The organism is Fulvivirga kasyanovii (assembly GCF_009711405.1).
Taxonomy (GTDB): domain Bacteria; phylum Bacteroidota; class Bacteroidia; order Cytophagales; family Cyclobacteriaceae; genus Fulvivirga; species Fulvivirga kasyanovii.
The window spans coordinates 1-16,920 of the sequence record NZ_SMLW01000533.1; the positions used below are offsets into that span (position 1 = coordinate 1).

The following is a 16,920-nucleotide window of genomic DNA, read 5'->3' on the forward strand; positions in this document are numbered from 1 at the left end:
TAATGTTACTGACTGCACTGGCAACAAGCTGGGAAAATATCAATGCAGACACTTCCATATATTACTCCAATCTGGCTATTAAGTTAGCCCAAAATATTGCCTACACTGATGGGGAAGCCCTTGCACTGGATGCCAAAGCGAAGGCTTACATAGAAAAAAAGGAATTTAAAACCGCTATTGAAACCTATGAAAAGGGGCTTTATCTGCTACAGAGCCAGGGCAAGGACACCGGACTCCCTGCAGGTTATCTTTACAGTGGCATGGGATACACCTATTTCTATCAGGGAAAAATAGAACCGGCAGCTACAAATTTTGCTAAAGCCATCGGAATATTTGAAGCCCTCCATGACAGCACCAGGGTAATGAAAGCTGCCATGAATGCAGGAGTAGCCTACGTGGAGATGGGCAACTATGTCCGTGCTCTTGAACTATATCAACAGGCTCAGCACTATGCGGAATTAATGGATAAAAAAGCCTTTGCAGGACTCGTCAGTAACAATATTGGTGTCATATTCCGCAAGCAGAAAGCTTACCCTGAGGCCATGGAGTACTTTAATAAATCCTTTGAAATAGTATCAGCCCTGGGAGATACTGCTGGTATGGCCAATGCCCTCAATAATCTAGGTTTGGTCTACGAAAATAGTGGTGATTATGAAAAGGCTTTGGAGTGCTACCACAAAACCATGAACCTGGATAAGACAACAGGCAATGAATATGGTATTGCGTTGACATTGAACAATATTGGCCTGATCCGGAGAGAACAAGGCAGGTACGATGAGGCTGTTGAATCTTACGAACATTCCTTCACGATCATGGAGGAACTCAACAATAAATGGGGACAAAGCAAAGCCTTGAATGGACTTGGTGAGGTTTACCTCGACCAAGAATTATATCCGAAAGCTTACCGCCCTTTAAATGAAGGCTACGAGCTTGCGGATGAAATCAGCAATACGGAACTTCTAAACCAGGCCAGCTTTAACCTGCACAAATACTATGAAGCCATCGGCGACCCTAAAAATGCGCTGAAGTTTTACAGGATCTTCTATACTACCCAGGACTCTCTGTACAATGAAGAAAATACCAAAAAGCTGGCCCGCATGGAAGCTGAGTATGAATTTCAGAAAGAGCGTGACAGTCTGGGTTTTGTACAACAAAAAATGGCCCTGGAGGCAGAGCAGAAAATCTCCCGCCAGGTACTCATTCAAAGGGTGACTGCAGCAGGCTTGATCATTGTGCTTCTGCTGGCTATAATCATATGGAGATATTCGCGCCTGAAAAGAAAGGCTAATTTTGATCTTGCAGAACGGAACATCCAGATAGAGGCCCAGAATGAAGAGATCATCGCCCAAAGGGACCAACTGGAAGAGAGAAACAGAATAGTAGAACAGCAGAAGTACCAGCTTGAAGAAATCAACGAAGAGCTAAAGGCGCTGAACGAAGAGAAAAACATGCTGATGGGCGTGGTAGCCCATGATCTCAAAAGCCCTCTGAACCAAATCGTTGGCCTGATCGACATCGCCAGGAAGTCTGTAGATAACCTACCCTCAGAACTTGAAATATACCTGGAAAAGATCCATTCCAGCGCCAACAGTTCCACTCAAATGATCAACCGGATACTGGATGTAGGTGCCATTGAAAGCAAGGATGAAGTAGCGCTGAATGAAGTGTCCATTTACCCTATTCTCAAAAAAAATGTTGAAGATTTTCAGGTGCTGGCCCGAAAAAAGGACATTGCACTCCACCTTTCCGAAGGAAATCCGGAACTGCGGGCATTGGTCAATGAAAGTTATTATGAACAGGTCATTCAAAACCTGATCTCAAATGCCATAAAATTTTCTCCCAAAGGTAAGGATGTTCATATTAGCCTCAGTGTAGCAGGCAATTACGTCATTACCCAAGTCACCGATGAAGGTCCCGGTATCAGTATGGAAGACCAGCCTAAACTGTTTAACAAATATGAAAAGCTCACCGCACGCCCCACTGACGGGGAAAGTTCAACCGGATTGGGCCTTGCCATTGTTAAAAAGTATGTGGATGCCATGCAAGGTATGGTAACTTGTGAAAGTGATCCCGGCAAAGGAAGTACTTTTACAATCTCGTTTCCAAAGGTGTAACAGTCCAATTAGTATGTAATCAAGCTATTATGGGAGACACTTACTTCAGCTATGCATAGAACTAAACAAACATCCCTTTAATAGTCCATTATTCTGCAATTACTACTTTAGTCATCCCGCAAAATTGAATTATTCAAATCAGGTTGTCCTGCAGTGACAAAACAGAAACCTGCTATTGAATTTTAGCAATAATTATCAAATAATGCAGGGCAAACCTTCTTAATATTGCCTTAGTCATGAAACACTATTACTACCAAAGGGTGAAGCAGGCCGTAAGGTTTATAGAAGACAACTTAAAGCATGAGTTGTCGGTTGATCTTATTGCAGAGCAGGCATGTTTTTCCAAATATTATTTCATTCGTGTGTTCATGGCGGTAACCGGTGATACGGTGGGTGAATATGTAAGAAAAAGAAGAATAACGCGGTCGGCTGAAGACCTCATCTCTACGGATAAATCTATTCTGGCTATTGCCATGGATTATCAGTTTGAATCTCAGGAGGCATTTACCCGATCATTTAAAAGTGTCTACCGGATAACGCCTGCCAAATACCGTAAACGCGGCTTTCACCAACTGGCTTATAGGAAAAATGAGCTATCGGACAGTAAGATTGAGCATTTAAACAAATACATTACCCGTGAGCCGCAAATTGTAGAAACTACTCCCAAAAAGCTGGTAGGTGTGTTTACGTCAACCTCTTCTTCACAGGCCCATAATAACATTCGAAAGCTTTGGTTGAGCTTTATACCCAGGATCAGAGAAATCAGGCATGTAAAGGATATCGGTATGTATGGCGTCCACCCATATGACAGCGAATCAAAAGTGGAAGATTTCTCCGAGCAATTCACCTTTCAAAAATGGGCGGCCGTGGAGGTCAACCATTATGAAGATATCCCGGCAGGGCTTGCTTGCTATGATTTACCCGCAGGCAAGTACGCTCGCTTTACCCACAAAGGAGGCATCAGGGATTTCCACATATCTATGGATTATGTTTACGGTACCTGGTTGGCCGCATCGGATTTTGAACTGGATCTGCGGGATGATTTTGAGCATTATGGAGAAAGATTTTATGGCCCTGAGAACCCTGCTTCTGAAATAGATATGTTTATACCTATTAAATAATGATGATATGACAGACGTAATTTACGACAAGACCTTTGAAATATCAGACTTTGCCGAAGGTGATTTGAAAAAAGCTGATTATGAAGGTTGCACCTTTGTTAACTGCACCCTGAGCAACGCAAACCTCACGGGCATCAACTTCATAGACTGCTCCTTCTCCAACTGTGACCTGAGTATGGCCACTTTGAATGATACTGCATTCAGGGATGTCCGATTCAAAGACTGCAAGCTACTCGGCCTGCGCTTCGACCTTTGCAAGGAGTTTCTGTTTGAAGTGAATTTTGAAGGATGCCAGCTCAACCTTTCCTCTTTTTTTCAACGCTCACTCAAAAAAACACGGTTCAAAAACTGTGAACTGAAAGAAGCAGACTTTGCCGAGGCCAACCTTACTGAATCAGTTTTTGACAACTGCGATCTTTCAGGTGCCATTTTTGACAATACCATCCTGGACAAGGCAAACCTGGTCACGGCTTATAGCTATACTATAGCCCCAGACAAAAACAGCATAAAAAAGGCCATGTTCTCCGCTTCGGGAGTGGTCGGCCTGCTGAGCAAATATGATATTGTAATAGAACCATAAAAACAACCTGATGCAACCACCAAGAATAGAAACCATACCTGAAAAGAAGCTTGTAGGGAAGCACCTTGAAATGACTCTGGCAGATAACAAGACCAGCGAACTATGGCAAAGCTTTATGCCTTACCGGAATACCATTAAACACCGCACTTCCTCTGACCTCATCAGCATGCAGGTCTATGATGCGCAGGCTGGTTTTACTGGTTTTGACCCACATACCAAATTCACAAAATGGGCCGTAGCAGAGGTATCAAGCTTTGATCACCTGCCTGAAGGCATGGAGCAATACATACTCAGTGGAGGCATGTATGCCGTATTCATTCACAAAGGCACACCTGCTGATTTCCCTAAGACCTTCCGGTTTATCTTTGGCACCTGGCTGCCGCAATCGCCTTATGAATTAGACAACAGGGAGCATTTTGAGGTGCTGGGTGATAAATATAAAAACAATGACCCCACCTCTGAGGAAGAGGTTTGGGTGCCGGTGAAGAACAAGTAACCCTGTATGGTTGCCGGCTTTTCGTTATCTTTAAAAATGAATGCAACTGACTGGCTGGGCTCGATCGGGGTTTTCCAAATACTCCTTGCTTACTTCCTTAATGTATCAGGGAAAATATCAAACAAAGACCTCTCTTTCATCCTCTTGAATCTGATCGGAGCCTCTATGGCCTGCCTGGCATCTGTTTTATTGGAGTATGTGCCCTTTATCATTCTTGAAGGTGCCTGGGTGATGGTTTCGGTAGTTTCACTGATCAAGTATAGAAAGGATAGTTGATGTGCTAAGGGCTTATTGTCTGCGGGTCAATACTGAGCTTGTGAAGTATCTAACTCAGTTTCCTCCACTGGCTGACCGGTAAGCAGAAACCTACTTATCCAGATACTTCCCAACGTACTTGCGGGTGTGGAGAGACTTTCAGGTATTGGAAGTGAGATGATATCAGAAAAACTTGGTAAGTAGACTTGGAGGAGTGGATTTGATTTGGGATCAAGTATGCAATGAGTTTATTCCGCTGAAAATGAGTAAACTGCGCCAATTTTTACTTTAAGCTAGTTTGCCAACTGCCTTTGCCGATTGCTATTCACAATTGTCTGTCAAAAAAAGAAGCAAAAATTAGTGTCTCTCCAGAAATATCAGCAGAATATAAATGGTCATAAAACAAAATATCCCCTGAAGACCTGGCCTCAGAGGATATTTTTGTTGTCTATAGTTGGCTTTAATTGATTCAAAGGTAACATCCTCTTGCTCAGTTGCCAACCACCCAACGACCAATGACATATAGTATCGTCTAAATGCCATATCCGGCAATGAGCATGATCATCTACCCGGTCACACCATAACAAAAACGATGATATACAGACCCGTTTGTGAAGCATCACTGGCAACGGTAGAATTCTGAACTGGCATCAACGGACATTATAGCAAGCCAGAGTCAGCAACATCCTTCATCTGTCTTACTGCAGGGTAAGACGCCTATTGTTTTTTTATCCAGTTAAGGGCCGCCTCCTTATCATCAAAATTATGATGAACTACCCGATCATTTACCCTATCAATTATATCATTTACAGCCAAACTGGCAAAAATATCTGTTGGTACTATTACTGCTACACTTTCATATCCATTAGCGGCTGCCCTCACCATCCAGTCTGAGGTCATCCACTCTAAAACCTCATTCTGTATTGCACCCATCTGCCGGGTGTCAACCATGGCCTTACCGCACTTGAAATGTTGAATAGCCAGTAAGAGTTTTTCACATCCTAACTTAAATTCATCCGGTGTGGGTGGGGTCTTCCATATATATGAAATATAGCCATATGAAGCGTCATAACTAATCTCGGCAAAATCTGAATAATAGTATTGTTCCATATCTTTAGTTTTCTCAATCATTATTTTTATTATTATGCCAACACAAGAGTCCCCTGATATATCGGTTTAAACTATTCACCGTACACCTTGCGCATTATACTGGATCTTGTCTGTCATATCTGTTCTCCTGAGTTGTGCCTGACAGCTTAGCATAAGATTTTCCCGACACTCCGAAAACAGGAGTTGTTGCATCAATTTCTGTTGTTTTAAAAGCCTGTTTGCGACAGAATAATGGGCGTGAATAAGTGTATGAAAGGGTGCACCCAAAGGGAATTTAAACTCAAAAAAGTTTCTATAGCAAAGCTAATTCCCACAAAGGAGCTTAAGTTAAGGTGCCAATTCTCCTTTAACCAATTGGCACCTTAGAAATCATCTTACTGAAATATTCAGAGTATTGAAAACGGCGAACTCAGTTCGTCCATAAACCATCTTCATTCTGTTGATTTTCCGAAAAAAGCCATACATAGGCAATTTCACCATTTTTCACTTCAAACAAACCGCCCATATCCAAACTTTGATTTCGTTTGGCGGCGGTAAAACGAATTGGTGCTGCCACTAAGTCCCCACTTTCCTGCATCAGTCCGTTTGGCTTGATAATTAAGCTTCCTCCGGCATCCTCCATCATACCAAAAATCATTTGACCAATTTCATCAGGGCTACTTTTAATACCGGAGAATTTGTTCTTTCCCGGCTGGTGCCACTTAACATTGGACGCAAAGCATGTAAGGGCTTTTGCGACGTCACCTTTTGCCAGAGCATTGAAATAGTTCTCAACTATGGCCTTAGCACTAACCTTTCCTGTTCTTCGAGTCATCAACTTATACATACATTTCCAATTTTTATTATAAAACCTCTTTAAGTCATTGAACCTTAGTTTACTTTTAGCCAACAACGATTGGATACCGCTCAATATACATACACAACATTACCGCCGTTCTCACGATATCACAAGCTTTACAACATAGCACCCGCCTGTATAAGATAGAACCTACTCAGCACTCATTAACCCGTAAAATAGCTGAGTATCAAAATAATAATACCTATTAAAACCGCTGAAAGCAGCACATCTTTCAGGTCATATCTTTTCTTATTATTAGCTTTATCTTCATCACTTAACGTACCATAAGTAAGGCCGTCCAGTCTTTTCTGCTCCGGTTTCTCCGTTGCCAGACTCACCGCAATGCATATGACAAGGCATAGAACAAACAACAGGATACAGAAATGCAGGAAGTTCATGGTAGCCCAGGTATGCAGGAAGCCTGAAAGCTTCTCCTTGTTGAGTTCCAATACCAATCTGCTCATTCCCAGAAGGAAGCCCCCGATAAGTGTGGCCAAAGCACCCTTTGAGTTGATCCTTTTCCAGAAAATGCCCAGTAAAAAGACTACAGTTATAGGTGGGGCAATGTACGACTGAACACTTTGCAGATACTCGTACAATACTCCTGAAATATTGGCCATTACCGGTATCCATGCAATTCCCAGCAGTACTACGATCAGGGTTGCTACCCTTCCTACATTCACCAATTGCTTTTCACTGCTCTCCGGCCTGATCTTTTTGTAAATATCTACTGTAAATAAAGTAGAGCATGAGTTAAATACTGATGCCAAAGAACTCATGAGTGCAGCCAAAAGACCGGCAGCAGCTACCCCCTTAATCCCGGTGGGCAATAAAGCGGCCATCATAGTAGGTAAAGCCTGGTCAGACGATTCCAGCTCCAGTTGTCCGGTCTTAGTCATTGCATAGGCTATAATTCCTGGAAGCAGGAAGATAAAAACAGGTGTCAGTTTCAGGTATGCCCCAAAAATAGAGCCTTTGAGTCCGACGTTGATGTTTTTGGCTGTCAGCGTTCTCTGTACAATATACTGGTCAGTACACCAGTACCAGATCCCTACAATGGTACCTCCGAAGAGGAGCCCTGTCCAGGGAAAATCAGGATCCGTCGCCGGCCTCCACATGTCAAAGTGAGCACTTCCAGCTATTTCGCGGAGCTCACCCCACCCCCCTATTTGGTAGAGACCTATGAAGGTTACGGCGCCAGAACCTAATATTAACACTATCGTTTGTAAAGCTTCGGTATAAATTACGGCTCTCATACCGCCCAGAATGGTATAAAGCCCCGTGATAACCACGGTTATCACGGCCCCGGTCCAGAAATTGACACCGGTAAGGGCTTCTATAACCACGCCGCCGGCATATACTGAAACAGATACTTTTGTAATAACATAGCCCACCAGTGAAATAATCGACAAGAACCAGCGGGCGGTGCTATTGAACCTTCTTTCAAGAAATTCGGGCATAGTAAATACGCCACTTCGCGCATAAAAAGGCAAAAATACCCATCCCAGTAATAGCACAATCCAGGCGTGAAGCTCAAAATGCGCCATAGGCATACCTGAGGCTGCTCCGGTACCGGCAAGTCCCACCACATGCTCAGAGCCTATGTTTGATGCAAATATTGAAGCTCCGACTACAAACCAGCCGGCATTTCTGCCTGCAAGGAAGTAGTCTTCAGTATTATTTTTTCGTTTTTTAATTACCCATACGGCAATTCCAAAGAGTACCAGAAAATATACTCCTATTACAATCCAATCAAGTGTTTCTAATCCTACCATTCTTATTTAGTTTTCCAGATATATTGATTGATAAGATTTTCAAAAAGCTCCTGTCGGCCACTGCGCAGCCTTGGCTCTCCGTTTTTATGGGCAATGGCATGAAGGTCTTCCAGCGTAAGGCGGCCTTCTTCAAATGCCTTGCCATCCATGGTGCTGAAACTACTATACCTTGCTTTTCTCAAATTGCTATATTCAGAATTTTCAAGAATATTGTGAGATATTTCCAATGCCCTTGCAAAAGCATCCATTGAGCCTATGTGTGCATAGAATAAATCTTCCAGATCGGTGGAATTACGTCTGGTTTTTGCATCAAAGTTGATACCTCCTCCTTTAAAGCCACCGCCCTCAAGGATCACCAGCATAGCTTCCACCAGCTCATATACATTGATTGGGAACTGATCCGTGTCCCAGCCGTTTTGATAGTCACCCCTGTTGGCATCCATACTGCCCAGCAGACCAGCATCGACCGCCACCTGAAGCTCATGGGCAAAAGTATGCTGCGCCAGTGTGGCATGGTTAACCTCAATATTCAGCTTAAAGTCATCCATCAGGTCATACTCTCTCAAAAAGCCAATAACTGTAGCTGCATCAAAATCATATTGATGCTTGGTAGGCTCCATAGGTTTTGGCTCCACAAAGAAATTGCCTTTGAATCCATTTTTCCTTGCATAGTCCTTCACCATATGGAAAAACCTGCCCAGGTGGTCAAGCTCCTTTTTCATATTGGTATTGAGCAAGGAAAGGTATCCTTCCCTACCTCCCCAGAAAACGAAGTTCTCGCCATTGAGCTTTACAGTAGTATCCATGGCATTTTTTACCTGAGCACCTGCATAAGCTACAATATCAAAATCTGGATTGGTAGCCGCGCCGTTCATGTATCGAGGATGGCTGAAAAGGTTGGTAGTACCCCACAATACTTTAAGGCCTGTCTCACGTTGCTTTTCAAGAGCGAAGTCACTGATAATCTCCATTCTCTTTTCAGTTTCTTTCAGCGAGCCGGCTTCATCGATCAGGTCTACATTATGAAAGCAATAGTAAGGTACACCCAGTTTGGACATGAACTCAAACGCCGCATCCATCTTATGTTTTGCTGAATCCACCGCGTCACTGCTTTCCAGCCATGGAAATTGTTTGGAAGGAAGTCCAAACGGATCGCCGCCGGTTCCGCAGAAGGTATGCCAGTAGGCCACTGCAAACCTGAAATGATCTTTCATGGTCTTACCGCCTACTACCTTATCCTCATCATAATATTTAAAGGCCAGGGGGTTGTCGGACTCAGGGCCTTCATACTCTATTTTTCCAATATTTTTGAAGTATTCCTTAGCTCCTGTCACAACTTTGATTTCCTGGTTATTCTCTGACACGTTATTGTTCATGTTATATACTGGTTTTTAATTCCTGTTCTTGTAATAAAAGCTTCTCAAGATCCGCTTTCCATATTTCATAAGCACTACGGTATTTGTCCATAGTATCGGCCACCTCATAAGCCTTAGCTACTTTCACGCCCGAAAGCGCTTCTTCCGCCGAAGCATAGGCACCTATGGCCACTCCGGATGCACTTGCCGCCCCTGCAGCTCCTGTAGTTTCAATGATCTCTATTTTACAGCCGGTTAATGCCGCAATGGTTGTAGAAAAAACTGAAGACCGGAAAAGGTTGTCATTGCCTACCCTGATCACTCTCGGCACTATGCCCATACCATCAAATATTTCCATGCCATAGATGAAGGAGAAGGCTATACCTTCCAGTGCTGCCCGGTAAAAGTGGGCTTTGCCATGACGGTTGAAATGTAAATTAATGACATGTGAGCCAAGGACCTTATTGTCAAGCATGCGTTCGGCCCCATTCCCGAAAGGAATAACACGCAGGCCTTCGGAGCTGACAGGCACCTGGGATATCATCCGCTCCATATCTTCATAGGTAGTGCCGTTATTTGCAATTTCTTTCTTAAGCCAGCTATATTGACTGCCTGCTCCATTGATACATAGCAGCAAACCGATCCGCGGGTCATGGCTGCTATAGTTTACATGGGCAAAGCCATTGATCCGTGACTGCTCGTCTGAAACGGGATGATCCACCACTGCATATACTACACCTGATGTACCTCCGGTGGCTGCAATTTCTCCCGGATTGAACACATTCAGTGAAAGTGCGTTATTGGGCTGGTCACCTGCCCTGTAGGTAACAGGTGTTCCGGGCTTTAAGCCTAACTGCCGGGCCGGGCCGTCAAGTAATTTTCCCTGATCAGAAAAAGTGGGCACAATGTCGGCCACTTTACTCCTGTCTATGCCAAAATAATCGAGCAGGAACTGCGCTACTTCTTCATTTTTAAAATCCCATAAAACTCCTTCGGATATCCCTGACACGGTGGTACAGGCTTCTCCTGTCATTTTCATGGCTATGTAATCACCTGGAAGCACAAATTTCTTAAGCCTTGCGTAAACTTCCGGCTCATTATCCAGCACCCACTTTAGCTTCGACAGGGTGAAATTCCCGGGCGAATTTAGCAGGTGTGTATAACACATTTCTTTACCAAGATCAGCAAAGGCCTTTCGGCCAATCTCAACACTGCGACTGTCGCTCCATATGATGGAGGGTCTCAATACTTCGTTGTTCTCTCCCAGAAGTACCAGCCCGTGCATTTGATAGGATATACCGATAGATTTGATATGCTCAGCCCTCACACCTGACTTATCTAAAAGTCTCCTCGATGCAATGCATAAATTCTCCCACCAGGTCTCAGGGTGCTGTTCAGCCCAACCTGGAAAATGGGAAATCACCCCCATCTCTGTCTCAGGATAATGTGTCACCTGTACAATCTCCTGTGTATCAGCATTTACAAGTGCCGCTTTAATTGATGAGCTACCTACGTCAAAACCTATCAGATATGAATCCATTGCTTTAGTTTATGTAAGAGGACGAATCAAGTCAATTCCTCATAATATTCTGCACAAAGGCATTATTCACAAATAAAAAGCTTTTATAAGAAGAAAACCCGAAATCATCTACTGCATCCATTCGTCACAAAAACTTCATCTCTACGTCACTTTTAGGAAACAATGGCTATTAAACGCCACCAGAGTGACGTATAGGTGAAGTACAATACAGTAGAAAATCAATAATACAGCCTGCTTTAGTAGATTTTTAGCGGATGAAGATGTGTATTTCCAAACTACCGGCATTCACTTGGTGCTTCCATAAGTTTAGTAAAGCCCCCTAAGAATATATGACGCAAGTTGATCAACCTGCTTTACTAAGCCTTCAAGGATTAGTAAAGCTTGCCCGTTCCCGCCCTCAGAACTTATCCAACAAAGCTATCACAGGCTTACTCAACAGCAGATACAGACATGCATGGCTAAACTCCAGATATTCATTCGGCGCCCCAATAAGTTCAGCTTTACCAAACTTCCAAAAGTTTAGTAAAGCGACCCGGAAGTTATATCTGGTCAAGAAACTCCTCGAGACCAATGTCAGAATTCAACTCGAGTTTTTTTCTCAGTCTGTACCTTCTGGTCTCCACTCCTCGTACGGAAAGGTTAAGCTGGTGGGCTATATCTTTGGTGCTAAGCTTCATTTTCAGCAAAGCCGAGAGTTTGATCTCTGAGGTGGAAAGTTGCGGATAATCGGCCTTAAGCTTTTTGAAGAAATCACTATGCACTAACTCGAAGTGTTTTTTAAACGACTCCCAACGGGCTTCGGAAGAAAGGTGGCCTTCAATCTTCCTCAGTATTTTTTCATATTGGCGTTCGCCATCGCTGCTTGATGCCTTGAGTTCTCTGATATCGTTTTTAATCTCCAAAAGGAAATCATCCTTCTTTTGTAATTGAAGATGCAGCGTGGTAAGCTCTTTACTTCGCTCAGTAATGAGGCTTTCCATTTCCAGCAGTTGGTTTTTAAGGTTCTCGCTGCTTTCTCCTTTACGAGGGTTCTGCATCAATGCCCGCTCCAGGGCTGATTCCCAATAGTTGTACGCCTGCTGGCATAGTGCCCGGTTAAATTTAGGCTCGTGCACCATAGTCGGATTAATACCCTTCAAAGCCTCGTCAAGCGACGAATACACTCCTGTAGCAACTCCCGAAGCCCTTGCTGCACCTATGGCTCCGGTGGTTTCCACTACTTCAATATGGCAGTCCAGGATGGTAGCAATAGTGGACGAAAATACTTCGGATTGGAACATGTTATCATTGCCTACGCGCATTACGTCTACATTAAGGCCAAGCTCTTTAAGAATATTAATGCCTTTTACAAAAGAGAAAGCAACACCTTCCAGTGCTGCCCTGAACAAGTGCGCCCTGTTATGCCTGTTAAATTGAATATTAAAAATGTGCGAATTGATACTCTGGTTTTCCAGCATGCGCTCTGCACCATTGCCAAAAGGCAATATACAAAGCCCGTCGCAACCCACCGGTACTGTAGAGACCATTCGCTCCATATCGCTGTAGTTCCGGTCGCTTCGTGCAATCTGGTGTTTCATCCAACTGTATTGTATGCCGGCTCCATTCAGGCAAAGCAATACACCTATTCTGTCAAAATTATCTTCATAATTGACGTGCGCGAAAGCATTTACCCTCGAGCGCGGATCGGATATAGGCCTGTCAACCACACCATATACTACTCCTGAGGTACCGCTGGTAGCTGCTATTTCGTTGGGTCTCATTACGTTGAGTGCCAGTGCATTGGTAGGCTGGTCCCCTGCCCTGTATGTAACGGGTGTGCCTTTTTTGAGACCTGTAAGCTCGGCTGCCTGTTTGGTCACTACCCCCTGCACGCCAAAAGTAGGTGTAAGGTCAGGGATCATGTCCCGGTCAATGCCGTAATATTCCAGTAACTCCGATGAAATCCTTTTTTCTTTAAAATCCCAGAAGACACCTTCGGAAAGGCCGCTTATAGTAGTTTTAAGCTCGCCGGTAAGCATCAGGGCTATGTAATCTCCGGGGAGTAAGAATTTGTAAGTTTTGCTATATATCTCGGGCTCATTGTCTTTGACCCATTTGAGTTTGGAAGCCGTAAAGTTGCCGGGTGAATTCAGCAAGTGGTCCAGGCACCTCTCCTTCCCCATTTCCGCAAAGGCCTTTCTTCCAATTTCCACACCACGACTGTCACACCAGATGATTGATGGCCTCAATATATGGTGATCACGGTCAACGAGTACAAGGCTGTGCATCTGATATGAAATACCGATACTGGCAATATCCTGGGACTTCACTCCGGTTTGCTGCAACAAACGCCGCGTGGCCAGCATAAAATCCTGCCACCATACTTCCGGCTGCTGTTCTGCCCATCCACTCTGCCTGGAGATCATATCCATTTCACGGTCAGGATACTGGACTAACCCTACGGTTTCGTTGCTCTCTGCATCGAGCAAAGCTGCCTTAATGGTGGAACTGCCAATATCATAGCCTATCAAATACATAAAAACACACTTTAGCTTGCCTACGTCAATAATACGTCAAATTTAGCAGAATTTGCCTATAAAAAAACCTAATGGGGATGTCCATACACAGGTACTTATACTCAAAATCGAAAATAAGATTTTTAAAAAGCCGTAACTCTGATATATTGCGCTTTGAATAATTAAAAATACACCTTATGAAACTGTTATTAAACCTGTTATTTTTTGCCTGCCTGATTGTGATGGCCTCTTGCGGTGAAGTACGTGAAGAGATCACCTTTGATAAAGACGGAAGCGGAACCTACGAAGTATCTGCTGACATTATACCCATGATGAAAAAAATGATGGAAAGCACTGCAAAGCTGGCCGTGGAAGAGGGAGAAACGATGGATAGCGTCGAACTCGCTGCCAAAGTTGATGAAATGATCTGGAAGGATTTTCCGGGTGAAATAGACTCTGTGATCTCGCTGGACTCCAAGATTACTCCTGAAATGAAAAATGACCCTGAGACGATGGCCCTGGTTAACAAAACAACAGCTTACATGAAAGGAAGCAGAGAAGCAGGCTTTATCAAAACAGGTATTAAATTTAGTTTTGACAGCAATGACGAGTTTATGTCGTTCATGAACCTGATAGAAGAAAACGGCCAGCAAGGTAAACAGGACACCCCTCTTGGAAAGACTAAAACTGAACTGATAGTGACTCCAAAGTCTTTTATCAGAACGGTGGAATATTTAAACAAAAAAGAAGAAGACCCGTCTGATGCTATGGCGCTTCTCATGCTTCAGGATATGAACATTTTAACTGTACTGAACTTCCCCGGAAAAATCGACAAAGTTGATGTGACGCATTATGAGATCATTGAAAAATCAGACCGGTCAGTGACATTGAAATTTGACATGATGAAAGCCATGAAAAGCGATGCGAAGTCTGAGATCAGGGTTAAGTTGAAGTAGTTACTACAAATACATACAGGATTATAATCGTCATATCGCATTGTCAGGTGCTGGTTTGGTGCCTGCTATCAGTACATTAATCATCCGATGAGTTTACCTAAATATGAAGTGCGATCAGTGCTATTATCAAGTACTAATCTCGATACTCATCGGATGACTGTAATCAATCTTTAAAGAAATGTCCAGGGTTAAAACTTCAAAAAAATTATTCTTCGGTAAAACTATCCTTATAGCCTCAGTTTTAACATTGGTTATAACAGTATTGATTGTATATGCAACCGGACTTGCCAGTCACAGAACCATTATAGAAAACTCATTCATCTCCCTTACGATCCTATGTGTCGCTCTATTTACCTTTGTGTCCACAGGCTTATACAATGGCTTCAATATATATGATGACCTGTCGCACAAGCTGAAATTTAAATGGAGAGGATCTACGCTTTCTGAGGGTTTTGATTTTGCTCCGGAAATGCCTGATGCATTTGATGGTGATGATGCGTGTGCAGGTATACTGCTTTCCGTTGTGCTATGGATTGTTGCCACTATTGGTATTTTGCTCTTTCTTATTTTTGCTGAATTCCTGCTTTCTATTGCCTGGGTAGCTTTGGTTGCTATGATATATTGGGTCATCATCAGAGCGCTGAAGTTGGTATTTAGCAAATCGCAAACTTGTGAGGGTAATCTGTCAAAGAGTATTTACTACGGACTTTCTTACACAGCCCTGTACCTCGGCTGGATTTACGGTGTTATTTATTTGTCTTCGGTTGTATAAACTCTTTCTTACCCTCTTGCCGTCTCTGACAGGCCGTACCATCAACAAACTTCATTCGGAAATGAAAATTAGTATACGCTCCCGAATGAGAGGATCGTTTCCTCCTACCGTCGTCGCGATGACGATCCATAGTTGCGATGGCGGTCTATATTCAATTTACCGGTTCGTGCTGAGGGGTTTCATTTAACTCTACCTCTACATAATCGTGCATCTTGTCAAAATCAAGCACGATTTCCCCTGAGAGCTGTGTCTCATAAACGGGAGTAAATTTAGCTCCCCACACGATTTCGTCGCATTTATAAGAGTAACGGGAATGGACTGTCTGGCTGAAAGTATCATCAAAGCCTTTGATCATGACCAGAATTTCAGCATCCATGGCCTTCATCTCTTCTTTAGTCTTATTCCCAAACGGGCTCTTTTCATCTATCACATGCACCAGTGTCCAGTTGAGCGGAAAGAAGAGTATGGATTGTCTTTCAAGTTGAAGTTCAATAAACCTCCTTCTCAAAATACCTTTTCCATCCTTTTGCTTCTCCACTACTACAAGCAACGCTGTAGCTTCCATTTCCATGAGGTTACTCTTCCGCATATTGGCAATCCTGAACTGAATACTATTCAGGCCATTGCTGTAAGGAGTTATTAGTGCTTTATCGCTGTACATTAATCTCGCGGATGGCTTTGAAAACCTGCCGTACAGCATACCGGTGATGATGGCAAAGCACATCCACCCTACCACAGCCTCGAAGGATGCCACTATGTTGGCCCAATGGCCTGTAGGGTGAAGCACGCCATACCCTACTGTGGTAAACGTCTGGAAACTAAAGTAATAGGCATCGAGAAATTTTTCATAAAAATGTGTGGGTTTAATCCCTCCAAACTGATTATCACTCATTACAGAGTAAAGCAGAGCAAACACGCCGTTAATAGCCAGCAGAAAAGTAAACACCACCAACAGAAACCGGCTCCACGACATTTTAATCATCAACTGGTAAGTATCGCGCGTACTCCACCTCAGCCCGGAGCGTATCACATTAAAACTCCCATCTCGGTTAATAATTCTCTTCGAGTTGATCGTATACTGGGTGCCTATACCCGGATCATGCCTTTGATTTGAAACAGCCATTTTAAAACAGAATGAAAAATTCTGCCTAAAATAACAAAAATACTATAGTTTGCTCATCCAGTGTTTATAGACTTCGGGGTGTACCGCTCTCAGATTTCGTTTCACTAACTGATTCTTTTCAATGCCATAAAAGCTTTCGTTCATGATGTTATAGTGTAATACAAATGTGCCCTGATTGATAATAAAAAGTCCTTCTGCGTAATATTCTATTTTAAATACAAATCCAACAGTGGTTTGTATAAACCTGGGATGTTTCTCTCTCATTTTCCTCCTCCAATCGCTCATTTATCCTGAGCGTTCCGGGTATTAACCTTTGTATGGAGTAAAAAGTTTGTAGCTGCTGACAAAAACCACGATCACCTGTAAATGACTACAGTATCTGTGTACAAT

The 16,920-nt window shown here is 43.2% G+C and carries 15 protein-coding genes; 7 read left to right on the forward strand and 8 right to left on the reverse strand.

The window, feature by feature from the left end; all coding sequences use genetic code 11:
* From E1163_RS12115 to E1163_RS12135, 5 genes are all read left to right on the forward strand, one after another.
* A partial coding sequence (locus E1163_RS12115) for a tetratricopeptide repeat protein (protein ID WP_155172014.1) occupies window positions 1–2,114 on the forward strand: 2,114 nt, incomplete at its 5' end.
* 236 nt (window positions 2,115–2,350) lie between these two features.
* Window positions 2,351–3,235, forward strand: coding sequence for an effector binding domain-containing protein (locus E1163_RS12120; protein ID WP_155172015.1), 885 nt, complete (start codon window positions 2,351–2,353; stop codon window positions 3,233–3,235).
* 7 nt (window positions 3,236–3,242) lie between these two features.
* Window positions 3,243–3,815, forward strand: a complete 573-nt coding sequence (locus E1163_RS12125) for a pentapeptide repeat-containing protein (RefSeq protein ID WP_155172016.1) — start codon at window positions 3,243–3,245, stop codon at window positions 3,813–3,815.
* Between the two features lie 10 nt (window positions 3,816–3,825).
* Entirely contained in the window at window positions 3,826–4,311 is a 486-nt protein-coding gene (locus tag E1163_RS12130; RefSeq protein ID WP_155172017.1) for a GyrI-like domain-containing protein, read from the forward strand.
* 36 nt (window positions 4,312–4,347) lie between these two features.
* Window positions 4,348–4,587, forward strand: a complete 240-nt coding sequence (locus E1163_RS12135; RefSeq protein ID WP_155172018.1) for a CBU_0592 family membrane protein — start codon at window positions 4,348–4,350, stop codon at window positions 4,585–4,587.
* Between the two features lie 696 nt (window positions 4,588–5,283).
* Here the strand turns inward: E1163_RS12135 and E1163_RS12140 are convergent.
* The 6 genes from E1163_RS12140 to E1163_RS12165 form a co-directional block, all read right to left on the reverse strand.
* Window positions 5,284–5,697, reverse strand: coding sequence for a hypothetical protein (locus E1163_RS12140; protein ID WP_155172020.1), 414 nt, complete (start codon window positions 5,695–5,697; stop codon window positions 5,284–5,286).
* Between the two features lie 388 nt (window positions 5,698–6,085).
* Window positions 6,086–6,502, reverse strand: a complete 417-nt coding sequence (locus tag E1163_RS12145; protein ID WP_155172022.1) for a nuclear transport factor 2 family protein — start codon at window positions 6,500–6,502, stop codon at window positions 6,086–6,088.
* Window positions 6,503–6,678: 176 nt separating this feature from the next.
* Entirely contained in the window at window positions 6,679–8,289 is a 1,611-nt protein-coding gene (locus tag E1163_RS12150) for a sodium:solute symporter (RefSeq protein ID WP_155172024.1), read from the reverse strand.
* A 2-nt stretch (window positions 8,290–8,291) separates the two neighbouring features.
* Window positions 8,292–9,665, reverse strand: a complete 1,374-nt coding sequence (xylA, locus tag E1163_RS12155) for a xylose isomerase (RefSeq protein ID WP_155172026.1) — start codon at window positions 9,663–9,665, stop codon at window positions 8,292–8,294.
* Window position 9,666: 1 nt separating this feature from the next.
* Window positions 9,667–11,184, reverse strand: a complete 1,518-nt coding sequence (locus E1163_RS12160; protein ID WP_155172028.1) for a xylulokinase — start codon at window positions 11,182–11,184, stop codon at window positions 9,667–9,669.
* 539 nt (window positions 11,185–11,723) lie between these two features.
* The gene (locus E1163_RS12165) at window positions 11,724–13,700 is read right to left on the reverse strand and encodes an FGGY family carbohydrate kinase (RefSeq protein WP_155172030.1); all 1,977 of its coding nucleotides are present in this window, start codon (window positions 13,698–13,700) and stop codon (window positions 11,724–11,726) included.
* A gap of 176 nt (window positions 13,701–13,876) precedes the next feature.
* Between E1163_RS12165 and E1163_RS12170 the strand changes: the two genes are divergently transcribed.
* Both E1163_RS12170 and E1163_RS12175 read left to right on the forward strand, forming a co-directional pair.
* A complete protein-coding gene (locus tag E1163_RS12170; protein ID WP_155172032.1) occupies window positions 13,877–14,635 on the forward strand; it encodes a hypothetical protein in 759 nt (252 codons plus the stop codon).
* 178 nt (window positions 14,636–14,813) lie between these two features.
* The gene (locus tag E1163_RS12175) at window positions 14,814–15,407 is read left to right on the forward strand and encodes a hypothetical protein (protein WP_155172034.1); all 594 of its coding nucleotides are present in this window, start codon (window positions 14,814–14,816) and stop codon (window positions 15,405–15,407) included.
* Between the two features lie 151 nt (window positions 15,408–15,558).
* Here the strand turns inward: E1163_RS12175 and E1163_RS12180 are convergent, their stop codons facing one another.
* Window positions 15,559–16,530 (reverse strand): ion channel, encoded by a 972-nt coding sequence (locus tag E1163_RS12180; protein WP_155172036.1) that lies wholly within the window; start codon window positions 16,528–16,530, stop codon window positions 15,559–15,561.
* Between the two features lie 42 nt (window positions 16,531–16,572).
* A complete protein-coding gene (locus E1163_RS12185) occupies window positions 16,573–16,815 on the reverse strand; it encodes a hypothetical protein (protein ID WP_155172038.1) in 243 nt (80 codons plus the stop codon).
* Between the last annotated feature and the right edge of the window lie 105 nt (window positions 16,816–16,920).

Excerpts from the sequence above, each read along its gene's own strand:
- E1163_RS12125 (WP_155172016.1), top strand. The coding sequence starts at position 3,243 with ATGACAGACGTAATTTACGACAAGACCTTTGAAATATCAGACTTTGCC.
- xylA (WP_155172026.1), bottom strand. The coding sequence starts at position 9,665 with ATGAACAATAACGTGTCAGAGAATAACCAGGAAATCAAAGTTGTGACA.
- E1163_RS12180 (WP_155172036.1), bottom strand. The coding sequence starts at position 16,530 with ATGGCTGTTTCAAATCAAAGGCATGATCCGGGTATAGGCACCCAGTAT.
- E1163_RS12185 (WP_155172038.1), bottom strand. The coding sequence starts at position 16,815 with ATGAGCGATTGGAGGAGGAAAATGAGAGAGAAACATCCCAGGTTTATA.
- E1163_RS12135 (WP_155172018.1), top strand. The coding sequence starts at position 4,348 with ATGAATGCAACTGACTGGCTGGGCTCGATCGGGGTTTTCCAAATACTC.
- E1163_RS12170 (WP_155172032.1), top strand. The coding sequence starts at position 13,877 with ATGAAACTGTTATTAAACCTGTTATTTTTTGCCTGCCTGATTGTGATG.
- E1163_RS12140 (WP_155172020.1), bottom strand. The coding sequence starts at position 5,697 with ATGATTGAGAAAACTAAAGATATGGAACAATACTATTATTCAGATTTT.
- E1163_RS12120 (WP_155172015.1), top strand. The coding sequence starts at position 2,351 with ATGAAACACTATTACTACCAAAGGGTGAAGCAGGCCGTAAGGTTTATA.
- E1163_RS12150 (WP_155172024.1), bottom strand. The coding sequence starts at position 8,289 with ATGGTAGGATTAGAAACACTTGATTGGATTGTAATAGGAGTATATTTT.
- E1163_RS12165 (WP_155172030.1), bottom strand. The coding sequence starts at position 13,700 with ATGTATTTGATAGGCTATGATATTGGCAGTTCCACCATTAAGGCAGCT.
- E1163_RS12160 (WP_155172028.1), bottom strand. The coding sequence starts at position 11,184 with ATGGATTCATATCTGATAGGTTTTGACGTAGGTAGCTCATCAATTAAA.
- E1163_RS12130 (WP_155172017.1), top strand. The coding sequence starts at position 3,826 with ATGCAACCACCAAGAATAGAAACCATACCTGAAAAGAAGCTTGTAGGG.
- E1163_RS12175 (WP_155172034.1), top strand. The coding sequence starts at position 14,814 with ATGTCCAGGGTTAAAACTTCAAAAAAATTATTCTTCGGTAAAACTATC.
- E1163_RS12145 (WP_155172022.1), bottom strand. The coding sequence starts at position 6,502 with ATGTATAAGTTGATGACTCGAAGAACAGGAAAGGTTAGTGCTAAGGCC.